Genomic DNA, 12,674 nt, shown 5'->3' on the forward strand with positions numbered 1-12,674 from the left:
TCTAGGGCCAGAGTTATTGATGCGTGAGTCAATACGAATCTTTACTTGCCCATTAGTCTCGGAATTTCAGAAGCAAAATAAATAAACAACCTTCGGACAATTCAACTTTTCAAAAAATATTGAATCCTGCGGATCGGTGATTTTTATTTAATTAACTTAAGCGAAGTGGGCTGACTTTTCTTTCCGGTGCTACCGTTCTTTGCAATCACTTTAAGATCGACAGTTTCAGTTGACAACTGCGTCGTCCCATTAGGACCGAATTTAGCCTCCCATCTTTGGTTTGCTACACTAAATTTCCAGTCGGAGTTTGGCAAAGCAACAAAGTTACTATCTGTGTTACAGAGTCCAGGATTGTGGGCCAAATTTTCCAAGCAACCCAAAGAGTTAGTTGGATCACCATTGATAACGTAGGCATAAAAAGTATCTGTTGTTTTAAAGGACGCAGTCGGAGGGCCAAATGCGGTCGCAGAAAATACCACAGTAGGTCCTGTATCAGCTGTTATCGTAAGGACCATGGGTGAACTCACCGCCCCCGTTGTCGAATTTTTCCAGAAAAATCGATAGGCTCCAATGGGCGCATCGCCAGATTTAACAAGAGCTTCCCAGCGCTGCAGAGTCGTTGAATAGGTCCAACCATTTCCTGGCATATTGACCCAATTCCCTCCTTGCAAGCAAGTTCCATCGCCGACTCCGACCTGCTCAGTACAGGACTGGGATCCCGACTGAGGGGCGTTCGCCGTTTGAAAGTAGATCGCCTCAAACTCATTGTAAGTCGTTTCAGGCTTATTGTAAGGATACTCTACAGCTAGCATTTGAGGTTTACCTGGCTCCAAAATTTGTATGGAGACATAGACAGATTTATTAGAACCTGCATTTTTCCAATACACTTTGTAAGTTCCTTCAGTAAAAAACTGAGCGGACAAAGTGGCTTTCCACTCAGACGATCCGCTATCATATTGCCATTCGGAATTTGGCATATCCGTGTAGTTTGTCGGCGTCTGACAAAAGCCATCATTTGAGCCAAATTTTTCCAAACAGCTGCTCGCACCGGGACCGCTATTTTGAATGCGCCCGTAAATAACTGATGAGGCATTGAATGAATTCTGGCCCGCACCACCCTGTGTGCTAGAAAAATAATGGTCGCGACAGATCCATCTGAGTTTGGCGTGTTAGAGCCGTTCTGCTGAGAAAAATCCTTGCCTGTTTTGCTACACCCAAGAGAAGCAAGGGCAGAAACCAAAAGAGCAGCCTTGAGAAGAAAGCCGCAGTTCATTGTCTTAAGCAAATTATTAAATATGAGAATCTCCATAAGAAGCACCTCTCCCTCATGAATTGCAATTATGGGTCCCAAAAAAAGCCGCTTCCCTGCCACCCAAAGCGCATTGAAAAGCCCACCCAGACGACACAATCGTCACCTGTCAGGGGTTACGACAGGCGTCTCATTTTGATAATGTTGAGGTAGGAAGGCGCAGAGGGCCACTTTCCTTCTGAATAAGCATGTCGACCCGATCCTTGAGAACAGAGATCGGCTCGAACATGGAAGAAACCGGATTCGAGCTCGTCGCTTCAGAAACATCATTTTCATCATCCCTCATGTTGGGATCCCGACTGGGATGAAAGAAGGAATCAGGAGGATCCTCGGGTAGGACTGATGGCAAGGTCGCCGAGTCCTCCTCCGTAATTTCGGCAGAGGGTTGAACTGAAGTTTGACTTCCGGCCCAAAGTGACAACGGAAAAATCATTCCAAAAATTAAAGTGCCAACCTGAATTCTGCCTTTCATCCTCTGATGGTACCTCAAGGGAACCTCCATGAAACAGATAGAACAAGAAACGGACCAACTTGATTTTATCTCTAACGTATGGGAATCAGATCAAAATTAAATTTGAGATTATTTCCTGTGTCCACTTCCACTGACCAAAAATCAGACACACTGTCAGACCTTTGATACAACCCAAGAGCGATCGCGGACTTAGACAGACCAACACTCTGACTTTGGTGAAAGACAAAATGCGCGATCAAAACTAAAGCCTAATTCTAAATTTTCTTGCGGTGTTTCTGCTGCCCTGATAGGACCAACCATGACTAATTCAATTCCGATTTTTGTTAAAATGAGCGGAACAGGAAATACTTTTTTGCTATTGGATCTGCGTGATAGGGGCGCCCTTGAGTCCTGGAAAAGATCCCAAGCTTATAAAAAACCTCGATCTGAGATCGCTCAAACGCTCTGCCTAAGTCAAAATGGTTTTTCTGCTGACGGACTCTTGTTTATTGAAAAATCGCCAGAGCCCGACGATTTTAAATGGGATTTTTTCAATGCGGATGGCTCGAGTGCCGAAATGTGCGGAAATGCGGCCCGCTGTGTGGCCCTCTTTTGCCACTCAAGAGGCGGAGTAAAAAGAGAAATGACTTTCAAAACTTTAGCAGGCTCAATTAGAGCGAAAGTTCTCGACAATGGAAGGGTCGAAGTCAATATGCCTAGCCCTTCAGAGATGCTGATAAACCAAGTTTTAACAGTGGGTCAGCAGTCAATTGAATTTGATGCTGTTAATACCGGAGTTCCTCATGCAGTGATTTTCTCTTCAGAGAGCGGAGGGGCAAAAGCAAATGAGACACTTAGCGACATCGCATCTCTGATACGGTCGCATCATCAATTTAAACCACAAGGAACTAACGTCACTTTTTTTTGTCCGCTGTCTGCATCCGCTATCGAGGCCATCACCTTTGAACGTGGAGTGGAAGGTTTTACCAAAGCCTGCGGAACAGGAGCAATCGCCGCGGCTTGGAGCTTTCGGAAGCTTCACCCTGAGGTTCGCTTCGTCGAAGTGAACATGCCGGGTGGCAAATTGGAAGTGGAATTCAGAAACATTTGCCCAATCTTGCGAGGCGATGTTAAGTTTTTGGCTGAAATCAAACTATCTGAAGACTTCTTTTGAGAAAAGGTAAATCCATGTCAATGAAAGAAAAGATTGCTTTCCCTTTAATGGTTGAAAAAATCATACACGAAACACCTGAAGCGAAATCAATCACTTTATCTATTCCAGATACACTAAAGGAAAAATTCAAATATCGACCAGGCCAATTCACTTCCATATTTATTGAAGTCGAAGGACAGGAACTTCTTCGTAGTTACAGTCTCAGCACGGACCCCTCTGTTGACAAGGAATTTCGAATCACCGTCAAGAAGGTCCCGTCAGGTAAGGCGAGCACGTTTCTCTTGGATGAGCTCAAAAGCGGACAAACACTCTGGTGCACCCCCCCCACCGGCCAATTTTTTCAATATGCAGAAGATAAAACTCATTATCTTTTAATTGCGGCAGGCAGCGGAATCACTCCTCTCCTGTCGATTCTCAAGCACGTTCTCGCAACTAAGCCACAGAGCAGAGTGAGCCTCATTTACTGTAATCGTTCTCAGAAAGACATCATTTTTGAGCAGGAATTATTAAACCTCGAAACCAGATACAGTGATCGATTGAAAGCCTCCTATATTCTCAGTCGACCACAACCGGGGTGGAAAGGCTTGAGCGGACGACTAGATGCAAACTCGCTCTCAAACATCTATACGGAAATTTTGAAACGAGATAGGAACCCTATCGTCTGTTACCTCTGCGGCCCTCAGCCTTTTATGAGTATGTGCCGCGAAGTATTAACCACTCTTGGTGTCTCGCCTGATCACATTCGTTCTGAAAGTTTTGGATCTCCAACAGAAGTCCTTTCTGCGAATTCAACTGCCAAATCCTCAATTCCTGCCGACAAGGATATTCAACCACAGGAAGGAATTCAACCGGATGGATCGCTTATCATTGGCAATGGCCTCAGCAGCCCCAGCGAGAAGCCCGAAAGCTTAGTCGCAATTATCGATGGAGCTGAAGTTATTATCTCTGCACGTCCCAATCTCAGTATTCTTGAATCTCTCTTAGATGAAGGTCACAATCCTCCCTATTCCTGCATGAGTGGTGCCTGCATGGCCTGCATGGCAACTCTTGAGGAGGGAAGAGTGATTCAAGAGGATCCCGGAATACTTTCCGAAGACAATATTAAAAACAGAGAAATTCTCACCTGTCAGGCCAAACCTCTTAGCAAGAAGATAAAAGTCCGCTTTCACGAATAGTTGTTTTTCTTGAATTATTGAAAAACTCTTCGGCATTTTTAATCTTGTCTTAAATTCGCTCTGTGTTTGACGTCAAATTTGAGGCCGTATCGGAGCAACAGATTGGTTTCAGCGGGAGTTTTTCACATAGCTTGCAGTATTTTCTATTTAGGTAGTGACCTCGCAATAGAGCCAAACTCCCCGCGAGACTCACCCCATACTCCCAGTTGCCATCCAAAACAAACGTGGCAATACCCACAATGACGAGACCAAAAACAAGCCAAGCCGAAGCGTTCCAACGACGATGACGCCGAAAGCTGGCCGCTACTGAAAGGCCAGCGACAAAAACCAAGCCGAAAAAGAACCAATTATGACCGTGACCCTCTGCTCTCAGCCAATTTGGAATCAAACTTGGTAAAATCAAAACAATGACAGGGGTCAACAAACAGTGGACAAGACAGAGGCTAGATAAAAACAGTCCCCACAAATCCCAGGGCGGCGACTCCAAATCTAACATTGGCTCAATTTCACTCTCCATTCTATCTTCATAGAACCAAGGACTCATCGAGTCAACATCCGCATAGATGGACTTGGAAATAAGATTCCAGACCGACTCCAAAGAGGCCCTTAGCGAGTCGTTTGTGACGAGGTTGAACTTCAAGTCCAATTCGGCTCATAATGCGGGGAACAGCTTCAACGGGGTGATGTGGTGATAAATAAAGGACGAAATTGCTTTTTTGCCGACCTGGTCGCGAGAGTCACGGGCCTTGGTTTTTTCTGCCTGTCTCTGATAGGCCTAGGATGCTCCAGCCAATCTGTTCTCCCTGAAAAATCTGAAATAAAGACATCAAGAACAGTACCCTCTTCTGAATGTTCACTGATCGGGAAAGTCACTGGAAATAGTCTTTCCGTAAAAGCAACTCCCGAAATGGTGCTCGATAACATGAAACAGGAGGCTGCCAACAAGGGAGCTAACTATTTGGTAGTTGAGCAGTACTCCGCCAGCGGAACATCGGTCACTGGCCAAGCTTACCGCTGTCCTTAATTCTGGCGAGTAGAAAGCTTTGAAGGTCGTTGGTTACCACGGAAGGAATCTCATGTCCTCCCTTGAAACTACGCAGATGCCCCTTCCAATTCGCTTTTCTCAATAGCTGCTCGAGCTTCTGAGCCCCGGCAAATCCCAAGACTGAATCTTGAGTCCCGTGGGATTGAAAAAAATGAATGGGCTGCCGGTGAGCGGCCTTTTGGCGCCAATTCTCTTCATCTGTCAAAGTACCGGACAATACGACTGCCGCTGAAACAGGTAAAGACGAGGACAGTATGGTCTCAATCGTCAGCATTGCCCCCTGGCTAAACCCTCCCACGATCAGATGTGAATGATCTTCAACTCGCAAAGCTTTAAAAAAACCGAGGCTCGCATCAAGCGCCCGATCCATTCCTGTTAAGCGCACGGAACTAAGATCACGGGGAACGCCAGAAGCAAGAGCGAGATTAAATGCTTCCGTATCTATCTCGGTCCATGCTCGCCCCATCCATCCCGGACCAATAGGAACTTCAAGAATTCCGTTTGGAAAAACCCAAGTTGCACCAGGCAAATCAAGAGACTCACTGATTGAGACCAAATCCCAACAGTCCGCACCATAGCCGTGAAAAAATACGACCAAAGGGCCAGCCTCTTCTCCCGGAAGATAGACGCAGTCAAGAGAACCTATTTTTTGCAGCTTCTTTTTCGCTAAGGACATGACCGATAGATAATCTTAGTTTTCGGAACAAACAAGACAAATGGCTCTTGCGAAGCACAACTGAGGCCGCAATTTGACGAAAAAACCTCCCAGTCTGAGACGTTGAGAATTTGACCCGCCGAGCCCCAAATCCACTGTAACCACCTTTGACCGTTAAAGCTCTTTTCATCTGACTATGAGATATTCAGCGAAATTCAAAAATCACGAATAATTTCAAAATATTATGGAATGTATCTAGAAAACTATTTAAAATGGGTCATGTCGTTCTGAGGCTGATGTCGGAACAAGTCCTTTTGAAACATTTTTCTGGGGGGTACGATATGGAAGTTGTAGAGAGATTATTTTATGAAATAAAGCCCTATCTGTGTATAGGCTTCGCCTTTTTGTTTTGAAGGCAACAGAAGTTCAGTCCGCTACTGGCAAGGTTTCTGCGATAACTTTGCTAGTCTGTGGTACCATTCTGGCCTACTCCCGTTTGCGTGGACGTGGCATAATTAAATGGTGAGGATGAGACAAAACTGAAGTTTATGATTTGGACCATCGCGAGGTCTAATCTGAGGTCAAAAAATCTTGGGCAATACCTCATCGTTGAAACAACCGAAAATTCCTGTTCCTCTTTCTGTGCAAAATTTCTGGCTAAAAAATGAAAAATTCTTAGCTGCAGAATTTTTTTTTACTGGATTCATCTTTGACATTCTCACTCTCCAACGCATCGATGATTGGTTGAATATTGCTCAACAGGGTCTTTTCATCGTAATCATTCTGTGTTTTCTCGTTCTCTATACTCGTCGATGGGCGCCCTCACAAGCCTGGCCTCCTTACCTACAAAAGATCTGGGGCTACAACCTGGAGGCTTTTCATTTCATGTTTGGAAGCCTCTTGAGCGGCTTTACCGTGTTTTACTTCAAAAGTAGTTCCATTTTCGTATCGTTTGGGTTTCTCCTCCTATTGATTGGTCTTCTCGTTGCAAATGAATTGAAAAGATTCAAGGAGCTGGCAATTCCATTCAAGTGGGCACTCTTTGCCTTGTGCCTGCTCTCTTACCTTTTGTATGTGGTTCCAATTGTTCTTGGATTTATCGGCCTTACGACCTTCATTATCTCCTGGGTTTTGACATTGGTAGCAATGGCGCTGATCGTGGCCTACCTTCGGAAACGAAATGATATCACAGCAAAGATTGAAAAGGTCGTTGTTCTCCCCTCATCTGCAATCCTGGCTCTCTTTGCAATCGCTTACTGGCTTCAGTTGGTTCCGCCAGTTCCCCTATCCATAAAGTATATGGGGATTTATCATCAGGTTCAGCGAACTGCGGAGGGAAAATACGAATTGCTCCACCAAAAGCCGTGGTGGAAGTTCTGGCATAATGGAGACCAGCTCTTCTTGGCCTCCCCAGGTGACAAAATTTTCTGCTATTTCCGACTCTATTCACCGGCGAAATTCAAGGATGAAATCCGCCTCCATTGGTTAAGAAAAAGATCCACACAGTGGCTGGGAAAGCCAGGACAAAGTCCCTTTAAGAGTCACTGGAGGTCGAGAAGAAGGCTTTCGAGGCTTTGGTACAAAAGCAAATTATGAGCCTGGCATTTGGCGCGTGCAAGTCGAGACAACGGAGGGACGAGAGATAGGGAGGATGTATTTCGAAATCAAAACCTCTCTTTCTTCAGATGAACGCCAATTTGAAATTGAAAGTCAGTAAACAGTGGAGGTCTCCTTGAAAGTGAGATTGTTGTTTGTATGCCTCGGAAATATCTGCCGAAGTCCGGCTGCTGAGGGCATTTTTCTATCCATGGCAAAAAGGGAAGGAATTGACCAGCAAATCAATGTCGATTCGGCGGGAACCTCAGCCTTCCACTCGGGTCAACCCGCTGATGCAAGAATGCGGCGCCACTCCCGGGAACGAGGCTATCATCTCCCCTCTCTGGCCCGGCAGTTTGATCCCCTTCGAGATTTTGATAATTTCGACTATATCCTGACCATGGATGAATCAAATTACAACGACGTTATTGAGTGGGCCCCTTCTGAGGCGGCGAAATCCAAAGTTTATCCCATGATTAGTTTCTGTCGAATCCACAAAGTACCTCGCGTGCCCGATCCCTACCGCGACGGTGAGGACGGTTTTCGCCTGGTCTTAGATATTCTCGAAGATAGTTGCAGCCAACTTTTGAAGCGAGTGATCCAGGACCTCAAACTTTAAAGAATAAGAGGTTCCTCTAGTCGCGGCTTTCCGGAACGATTTTAAGATTCACAACCCGATCCTTGCGCTTTATCAAGATGGGGGATTCTTTGCCGATTTCCAAACGATCCAAGGCATTTGTATAATCGTAGATATTTTCAACTCGATGTCCTGCCATTTCTACCACTCTATCGCCCGGCTGAAGCCCCGCCTTCTCTCCTGGCCCCCCTTTTTGCACCCCACTCAACAATAACCCTTTTCCGGCATCGTCAGCGTAGTTTGGGATTGTGCCAAGATATATTCTCAATTTGCGAGAACTCGTGGCCGGTTTAGCTGTGACCTCTGAATAGGCCAATGAATTCTTCCTCGTTATTAATCCCACTATGACTCTATTGACAATTCCGACGATTTCTATCGATTGATCATAACTAATTTTGTCAGCCTGATCCCGTGGTGTGTGATAGTCTTCATGAGCTCCGGTAAAAAAATTAACCACTGGAATTTTTGCCAAATAAAAGGCAGTTGAATCTGTTGGCAAATACGGATCCGCCTGCAGGACTACAGCGAGTGAAGACGGCGGCACAGCCCTCTCGATGATGCTTTCCCAGGCTGGGCTCGAACCAATCCCTTGAATAATTAATTGGCCATTAAACCGACCGATCATATCCATGTTCACGTAAGACTGGAGTTTAATTTTCTTGTTGCTCACAAACTCCGAAACAAACTGACTTGACCCCAAAGTGCCCAATTCCTCTCCAGACCAAAGAGCAAAAATAACGTCTCTCGGAGGTTTCTTGCCTTTAGAATACTGATTCGCCAATTGATCAGCAATCTCCAAAACACCTGCAACGCCGGAGGCATTGTCGTCTGCCCCAAAATGGATCAAGCCTTGCTCCTCAGTTTTTGCCAAAGAGTTCATGCGATGACCTCGACCCAAATGATCGTAGTGAGCCCCAACAACCACGGCCTCTCGGGAAAGACCAGGAAGGCGAGCCAAAACATTAAAACCCTCTGCCTTAACTTTGCTCAAAACAATTTTTCCATCCCAATCTATTTTTCCCATTTCAATTGAAGAAACTGATTTTCCGGTGTCCAGTTCCTCCTGATAAAGCTTCAAATCGCGCTGACTGTGGCTCAACAATTGAGAAGCAACTTCAACCGAAACCGAAATAACAGGAAAACTCATTGAACCCGAAATTTCTTCTGAACTAAAATCGACCAATTGCCTCTTTACCTTTGAATTGGGGCCACTCACCAAAACCAATCCTTTGGCACCAAGATCACGAGCGAGCATTGCCTTGTCCCGCAAAGTGGAGTAACGCGAAATCTGTTGTTTTTGAATTGCATCAGCTCGATCGGGGAAATATCGAAAAACCACAACCCATTTGCCTTTCACATCTAAATCACGATAGGAATCATAACCTGCAAAATCACCAAGAGGCGGAACTCTCAATCCGTACCCCGCAAATACACCTTCGGCGGGCGAAATTTCACCTGTTGCAGAAAAGGCCAATGGGATCCAATCCTTTTCTACCTCTAAAACACGCTCCTGATTTGCAAACCGCAACTTGAGCCCACTCTCCTTTCCCATCTCGACTTTTTGAGTAAATTCAAACGGATGCCGAAAGGTTTTCGAATCCCTCAAAGGTTTTAGACCCAAAGACTCAAACACTCGCTCAATGTATTCAGCGGCCAATCTTTCTCCTTCAGATCCAGTCAAGCGACCGGCCAGCTTCTGAGAACTCAAATGCCGGACGTGGGTTTCGAAACCCAGTCGATCAATGCCTGCCTGAGATTGAATGTAAGGAAGGCTCGTACCCTCCTTGGACAATCCTAAGGCCCTGCGGGCGGCCTGATCATTCCACTGGGCTCGAACAATTTGTGGCTTCCCCTGAAAGCCGCGTCCAGAAGTCCAGGCGAGCTCTCGTCCATCGGGGCTAAAAACGGCCAATCCATCAAATCCCTCATGATCACTCACTTGCACTACGGAACCTTCACCATCTGCTCTGACCAAAAATAGTTCGAAATTGTGGCCACCCCTTAAATTGGCAGAAAAGATCAGATAATCACCTGAGGGATGATAAAAAGGAGCCCAAGATACCTGACCAAACTGAGTCAACTGTTGAACATTGGAACCATCGAAGTTCATTGTGAATATCTCACTGCTTCGACCATCGGGCGAAAATCTGCGCCAAGTAATTTTCGATCCATCCGCATTAAAAAATGGTCCGCCGTCATAACCTTTCGTCGTTGTGAGCCGCTTCAAATCTGTCCCGTCAGAGCGCATCAAATAGAGGTCCATCTCATAGGAAGGATCGGACGCAAATTTTTTAGAATCCTCTTCAGAAAGTTTTTCGAGATATCCTGACCTATTCGAGGCGAAGACGACCCAGCCTCCATCCGGAGAAAAGGAAGCCTCCGCATCATACCCTTTTGTACTTGTCAGGCGCTTCGTGTTCTTACCGTCAAAATCAGAAGCAAATAAATCGTAGTTTTCATCATAATCCCAAGAATAGGGACGTTTCTTTCCCGAAGCTCGGATTTCTAGCTCTTCTTTCTGCTTTTGAAGAGCCCGCGGATCCAAGTGAGTGGAAGCAAAAATAACTTTGTCCTGTTTTGGATGAATCCAGGCACAGGTCGTTTTGCCAAGGCCTGGCGAGATCCGGCGAGTAGATCCATCGCTTAAATTCATTAAATAAATTTGGTAAAATGGATTGTCAGCATCTCTTTCACTTTGGAAGACGATGTGCTTTCCATCTCTTCGAAAGTAGGCTTCTCCGCTTCGAGCCCCGGCAAAGGTCAGTTGGCGTATGGGTCCAACAAAATCTGACTCTTGGAACTTTTCAATTTTTGTCGCCATTCCAAAAGAAGTTTGACCAATCAATGCCACAACAAAGGACAGTACCAGCCTCCAGCGACTCATTCACGTTTCTCCTTAAAAATCCTTTTGTAAAATCATTTTTGATAATTATGTCGTCTAATGCTTGCGATGTCTCTTGAGTTCTTGAAAACCACAAACCATGGCGAAGTGCATTAACGGGATTTGGAATTGATTAGGTCTTACCCAAGGTCGAAATCATTAATCATAAGAAATCATTTTACATCCAGGCCGGAGCTAGGGATTTGATGGTGCAACTGGATTGACTTCTGGCTCGGATATCTGAATCTAAGATCGGAAGATAGATTTTTTTGGGACATTTTAGGTCCATACAGAATTGACTGTAAAGTATCTATACGGTTCAAGAGTCATAGGCATGTTAAAGATGCTTGGCATAAATCGTGCGACCTTGTCTGGGTCACCCATATGGAGGAATTACAGTTTTATGAGTAGCCTTGATAAGTTCCTTCCCAGTGCTAGCAGGATCCCTAAAACCCGTTTTGGTTCTGAATTATTTTCAGCATTGATTGAGATATCTTACCAGATCAGACAGAAGAAAAGCTTCTTGGAAAAAAGCATATGAGCTCAAAAATCTTAAAATCTTCTTTTCTGCTTATCCTCTTGGCGTCAACTTTTTTGACATTTGTGGCTCCATGTTTAGCTGTCACTTCCACTAGACTCGATTCGTTAAGTTGTGGTCAAATGTTAGCTAGGGAGAAGTCAGTTTTAGTTGAGACAACTCCTTTCTCGCAGGGGCGCTCTACCAATCAAATTATGGGAAACTCAATATTCGATTTTTTTCCCTTTCTCTCGAAATCAGTTTTTGAGGAATCGCGTTTTAAAATTGACCTGGATCAAAGATACCAGCTGACAATTTCAAATTACTGGTCAATTTCGGATGGAAAAGATTCCGGAAGTTTTGCCGTTGCTTTAAATGACAAACAGTCTGGCTTCAATGCTGTGTGGTTGAGAGTCGACAGGCAGCGCCTTGTGCGGGAAATGGCAGTTGTTGGAGACCCCGCAAACGCCATTGTAGCAATGGCGTCTCTGAGTAATGTTCCTGGTTTTGGCCTCCTTAGAGACGAATTGCATATTCCGCCATGGAGTCCAGAGGCGTTCAGTCGTGTCGAAGAAATAACAAGAGAAGAACAAATAGCAAAAATTCGAAGGATCACTGTCACTCCTCTCTTGGAACTACGCCTGCATCCCATATTGGATTCTGACAAGGCAATCCTTGTTGCATTGGGCGAGTATGCCTTTTTGAGATTCGATTCCAATCACAAACAGAAAGCGCTAAAGACCTTTGGAGCTGGGCCGTGCGCAATTGTCATTTTGTATCAGCGCAAGGCCAAAGCCGGTATATTGATGCATGTGACTGCCCTTACGAATTTTGAACAATCGATGCAAGATATTGCTTCTCGAATGAATCAGTATGATCTGGATTTCGGCCAGTCTTGGGATCTGGCTATTATTGGCGGCGATGATACTTCCAGGGAACATATCTTTAAGATCCGAGAGACTCTTGATCGCTACCGATTTAATTTGATTGGCCAAAATGTACTTACGGGTGAAACAGAAAGTGCCTGGTTAGATTTGGAATCAGGAGGCCTCTATAGTTTCACCGTAAATCCAAAGTTACAATCAAATAAGAATTGGGTTATGCCTGGAATGTTCCAGCGGCGGCCCTTGAGCCGGTCTATTGGTTCAGAATAATATTCGAGATCGGCGTTTATCAGATTTAAAAATAATCAAGTTCCAGCGAATATTTCTCAATGTAAAGAAGAAGTTTGCCG

At 45.1% G+C, this 12,674-nt stretch carries 11 protein-coding genes and 1 pseudogene; 7 read left to right on the top strand and 5 right to left on the bottom strand.

Annotated elements, in window-relative coordinates; genetic code table 11:
• Positions 1 to 143 precede the first annotated feature (143 nt).
• Positions 144 to 1,034, bottom strand: a complete 891-nt coding sequence (locus IPJ71_09245) for a hypothetical protein (GenBank protein ID MBK7843866.1) — start codon at positions 1,032 to 1,034, stop codon at positions 144 to 146.
• 405 nt (positions 1,035 to 1,439) lie between these two features.
• Positions 1,440 to 1,781 carry a hypothetical protein gene (locus tag IPJ71_09250; GenBank protein MBK7843867.1) on the bottom strand — a complete coding sequence of 114 codons (342 nt, stop codon included), beginning with the start codon at positions 1,779 to 1,781 and terminating at the stop codon, positions 1,440 to 1,442.
• 298 nt (positions 1,782 to 2,079) lie between these two features.
• Between IPJ71_09250 and IPJ71_09255 the strand changes: the two genes are divergently transcribed.
• The gene (locus tag IPJ71_09255) at positions 2,080 to 2,934 is read left to right on the top strand and encodes a diaminopimelate epimerase (GenBank protein MBK7843868.1); all 855 of its coding nucleotides are present in this window, start codon (positions 2,080 to 2,082) and stop codon (positions 2,932 to 2,934) included.
• Between the two features lie 20 nt (positions 2,935 to 2,954).
• Complete coding sequence (locus IPJ71_09260; protein MBK7843869.1) at positions 2,955 to 4,109, top strand: ferredoxin--NADP reductase; 1,155 nt, start codon at positions 2,955 to 2,957, stop codon at positions 4,107 to 4,109.
• Between the two features lie 49 nt (positions 4,110 to 4,158).
• Here the strand turns inward: IPJ71_09260 and IPJ71_09265 are convergent, their stop codons facing one another.
• Positions 4,159 to 4,755 (bottom strand): MerC domain-containing protein, encoded by a 597-nt coding sequence (locus tag IPJ71_09265; GenBank protein MBK7843870.1) that lies wholly within the window; start codon positions 4,753 to 4,755, stop codon positions 4,159 to 4,161.
• Positions 4,756 to 4,797: 42 nt separating this feature from the next.
• On the opposite strand from IPJ71_09265, the gene IPJ71_09270 reads away from it, so the two are divergent.
• The gene (locus IPJ71_09270) at positions 4,798 to 5,133 is read left to right on the top strand and encodes a DUF4156 domain-containing protein (GenBank protein MBK7843871.1); all 336 of its coding nucleotides are present in this window, start codon (positions 4,798 to 4,800) and stop codon (positions 5,131 to 5,133) included.
• Here IPJ71_09270 and IPJ71_09275 read toward each other — a convergent pair.
• Complete coding sequence (locus IPJ71_09275) at positions 5,105 to 5,830, bottom strand: dienelactone hydrolase family protein (GenBank protein ID MBK7843872.1); 726 nt, start codon at positions 5,828 to 5,830, stop codon at positions 5,105 to 5,107. The genes IPJ71_09270 and IPJ71_09275 overlap by 29 nt on opposite strands.
• Positions 5,831 to 6,418: 588 nt before the next feature.
• On the opposite strand from IPJ71_09275, the gene IPJ71_09280 reads away from it, so the two are divergent.
• The 3 genes and pseudogenes from IPJ71_09280 (at position 6,419) to IPJ71_09290 (ending at position 8,024) form a co-directional block, all read left to right on the top strand.
• A complete protein-coding gene (locus tag IPJ71_09280) occupies positions 6,419 to 7,405 on the top strand; it encodes a DUF2914 domain-containing protein (protein ID MBK7843873.1) in 987 nt (328 codons plus the stop codon).
• Positions 7,326 to 7,526 (top strand): annotated as a pseudogene (locus IPJ71_09285) (DUF2914 domain-containing protein). The gene IPJ71_09280 and the pseudogene IPJ71_09285 overlap by 80 nt, the downstream one beginning before the upstream one ends.
• Before the next feature lie 15 nt (positions 7,527 to 7,541).
• Positions 7,542 to 8,024: a low molecular weight phosphotyrosine protein phosphatase gene (locus tag IPJ71_09290; protein ID MBK7843874.1), complete on the top strand. Its 483-nt coding sequence runs from the start codon at positions 7,542 to 7,544 to the stop codon at positions 8,022 to 8,024.
• A 16-nt stretch (positions 8,025 to 8,040) separates the two neighbouring features.
• On the opposite strand, the gene IPJ71_09295 is transcribed toward IPJ71_09290, so the two are convergent.
• The gene (locus tag IPJ71_09295) at positions 8,041 to 10,926 is read right to left on the bottom strand and encodes a M20/M25/M40 family metallo-hydrolase (GenBank protein MBK7843875.1); all 2,886 of its coding nucleotides are present in this window, start codon (positions 10,924 to 10,926) and stop codon (positions 8,041 to 8,043) included.
• A 729-nt stretch (positions 10,927 to 11,655) separates the two neighbouring features.
• On the opposite strand from IPJ71_09295, the gene IPJ71_09300 reads away from it, so the two are divergent.
• Complete coding sequence (locus IPJ71_09300; GenBank protein ID MBK7843876.1) at positions 11,656 to 12,594, top strand: hypothetical protein; 939 nt, start codon at positions 11,656 to 11,658, stop codon at positions 12,592 to 12,594.
• Positions 12,595 to 12,674 lie beyond the last annotated feature (80 nt).

The sequence above is a fragment of the Bdellovibrionales bacterium genome (assembly GCA_016714165.1).
Lineage (GTDB): Bacteria > Bdellovibrionota > Bdellovibrionia > Bdellovibrionales > UBA1609 > JADJVA01.

Excerpts from the sequence above, each read along its gene's own strand:
- IPJ71_09250 (MBK7843867.1), bottom strand. The coding sequence starts at position 1,781 with ATGAAAGGCAGAATTCAGGTTGGCACTTTAATTTTTGGAATGATTTTT.
- IPJ71_09255 (MBK7843868.1), top strand. The coding sequence starts at position 2,080 with ATGACTAATTCAATTCCGATTTTTGTTAAAATGAGCGGAACAGGAAAT.
- IPJ71_09260 (MBK7843869.1), top strand. The coding sequence starts at position 2,955 with ATGAAAGAAAAGATTGCTTTCCCTTTAATGGTTGAAAAAATCATACAC.
- IPJ71_09275 (MBK7843872.1), bottom strand. The coding sequence starts at position 5,830 with ATGTCCTTAGCGAAAAAGAAGCTGCAAAAAATAGGTTCTCTTGACTGC.
- IPJ71_09295 (MBK7843875.1), bottom strand. The coding sequence starts at position 10,926 with ATGAGTCGCTGGAGGCTGGTACTGTCCTTTGTTGTGGCATTGATTGGT.
- IPJ71_09300 (MBK7843876.1), top strand. The coding sequence starts at position 11,656 with ATGGGAAACTCAATATTCGATTTTTTTCCCTTTCTCTCGAAATCAGTT.